Consider the following 1825-nt stretch of genomic DNA (forward strand, 5'->3'; position numbering starts at 1 on the left):
AATGCCAGAGCAATTTCTTTTTACCAAAGAGAAGGGTTCATTATTCAATGTGAAGATTTGGATGAAGATACTGGTGAAAAAGAGTACACTATGCTATGGAAACGAAAATAGAAATCGGAAGTTGGAGGGATAATGAAATGAATATAAAAGATTTTAAGTGGACGAGAGAACCTGATGATTACACGCTGACAGATGACAAAATTGAGATTATTACACAGCATAGTACATCGTTTTCGAAATAACTATACCACTCACTTGTCTGCGAATCCGATTGCACAGGTCTAAAAGCCTCAGCGTAGCCCGCTACGCCTGCGTTTTTATACCAGCACACTCGAATCCGCATCCTACGCGATTGGTATAGTTATTTACGAAACGATGTACTAGAACTGATTTGTGGCAAAGAACTTACTATCATTTCCGCAATGATAATGCTCCGGTTCTGCAGATAGAAACAGAGGAAAAGTTTTTTTCATTTATAGTGAAAACTGATTTTAAGGAAAGCCATCATCGCTTTGATCAGTGCGGTGTGGTTATGTATCTTGACAGTGAGAATTGGTTGAAAGGTTCTATAGAATATGAGAATGACAATTTTCAGCACCTGGGAAGTGTTGTGACAAACAATGGATATTCAGATTGGGCAACTACGGAAATTGATGCAGAGATTAAATCTATGTGGTATCGTCTCAGTAGACGTGAAGATGATTATTGCATTGAATGTTCTGAGGATGGCATACGGTTTAAGCAAATGAGGATTTGTCATATGTGGGCTGGTGCAGGAAAAATTAAATTTGGAATTTATGCATGCAGTCCGGAAGATTCATCGTTTAAAGCGGTATTTACAGATATGAAATTGACGGAGTGTCAATGGAAAGCCCACGACGGTCAAAAACCGGATGAGATGTAGCAGAATGTATTTGATATAAAAAACCAATATGAAAATAGTTAAAGTTTTTCAGGTTGTGTAACTGAGAAAAATGAAAATTGCGGAGGTGGATTTGTTGAAGGAAAGTACATATCAAACTCCTTGCGGAACAATTCACTATTGGTCAAGTATTCTGAGTTTGGATACAACGACGCTTGTATTTCTTGCGGGGCTGACTGCTGACCATAGACTGTTTGATAAACAGGTTGCGTACTTCGATGGAAAATATAATATTATTGTATGGGATGCACCGGCTCATGCCTTTTAATCATAAAACCAATTATAATCGGTCAATCAATGGGAGGATATGTAGGCCAGGCTTATGCACAATTGTATCCTGACCGGCTGGCAGGTTTTATTTCCATTGATTCAGCACCGCTCCAGAGAAACTATGTGACAGCAGTGGAGATCTGGCTTCTGAAAAGAATGGAACCAGTATATGCACATTACCCATGGAAGTTGCTTTTGAAATCCGGAACAAAGGGAGTTGCAACTTCTAATTATGGCAGAAACCTGATGAAGGAAATGATGCTGGTCTATGATGGTGATCAGCATCGTTATGCACAAATTGCCGGGCATGGATTTCGTATTCTGGCAGAGGCAATGGAAAAGGATCTGCCTTATGAAATCAAATGTCCTTCCCTGTTGATATGTGGTACAAAGGATCATGCCGGTTCATGCATAAGGTATAACAGAGAATGGCATCGAAAAACGAAAATTCCTTTAAAGTGGATTGAAGGGGCCGGTCATAATTCTAATACAGATAAACCGGAGATGATCAATAGTTTACTAGAAGAGTTCTTCTCGAATATTTTATGACAGGCAACCTAAAGTTATTTGAATTGAAAAAGTTGGAGGATACACGCATGAAAATTGTAATCATTAATGGAAGTGCCAGAAAAG

Annotated in this window: 3 protein-coding genes and 2 pseudogenes; all 5 read left to right on the top strand. The window is 38.8% G+C overall.

Going from position 1 to position 1825, the window contains the following annotated elements; all coding sequences use genetic code 11:
- Window positions 1–111: pseudogene (locus tag LJE12_RS20855) on the top strand (GNAT family N-acetyltransferase); the annotation flags it as partial.
- A complete protein-coding gene (locus tag LJE12_RS19415; protein WP_227227071.1) occupies window positions 96–242 on the top strand; it encodes a hypothetical protein in 147 nt (48 codons plus the stop codon). The pseudogene LJE12_RS20855 and the gene LJE12_RS19415, both read left to right, overlap by 16 nt.
- Before the next feature lie 143 nt (window positions 243–385).
- Window positions 386–904 (top strand): annotated as a pseudogene (locus tag LJE12_RS19420) (DUF1349 domain-containing protein); the annotation flags it as partial.
- A gap of 94 nt (window positions 905–998) precedes the next feature.
- Window positions 999–1190, top strand: a complete 192-nt coding sequence (locus tag LJE12_RS20360; RefSeq protein ID WP_270410938.1) for an alpha/beta fold hydrolase — start codon at window positions 999–1001, stop codon at window positions 1188–1190.
- Window positions 1191–1219: 29 nt separating this feature from the next.
- Window positions 1220–1741 carry an alpha/beta fold hydrolase gene (locus LJE12_RS19425; protein WP_306505399.1) on the top strand — a complete coding sequence of 174 codons (522 nt, stop codon included), beginning with the start codon at window positions 1220–1222 and terminating at the stop codon, window positions 1739–1741.
- The last annotated feature ends 84 nt before the right edge of the window (window positions 1742–1825 follow it).

The organism is Blautia sp. DFI.6.71 (assembly GCF_020593585.1).
GTDB classification, from domain to species: domain Bacteria; phylum Bacillota; class Clostridia; order Lachnospirales; family Lachnospiraceae; genus Blautia_A; species Blautia_A wexlerae.

Bases quoted from the DNA above. Each gene is read 5' to 3' on its own strand.
- LJE12_RS19415 (WP_227227071.1), top strand. From the start codon at position 96: ATGGAAACGAAAATAGAAATCGGAAGTTGGAGGGATAATGAAATGAAT.
- LJE12_RS19425 (WP_306505399.1), top strand. From the start codon at position 1,220: ATGGGAGGATATGTAGGCCAGGCTTATGCACAATTGTATCCTGACCGG.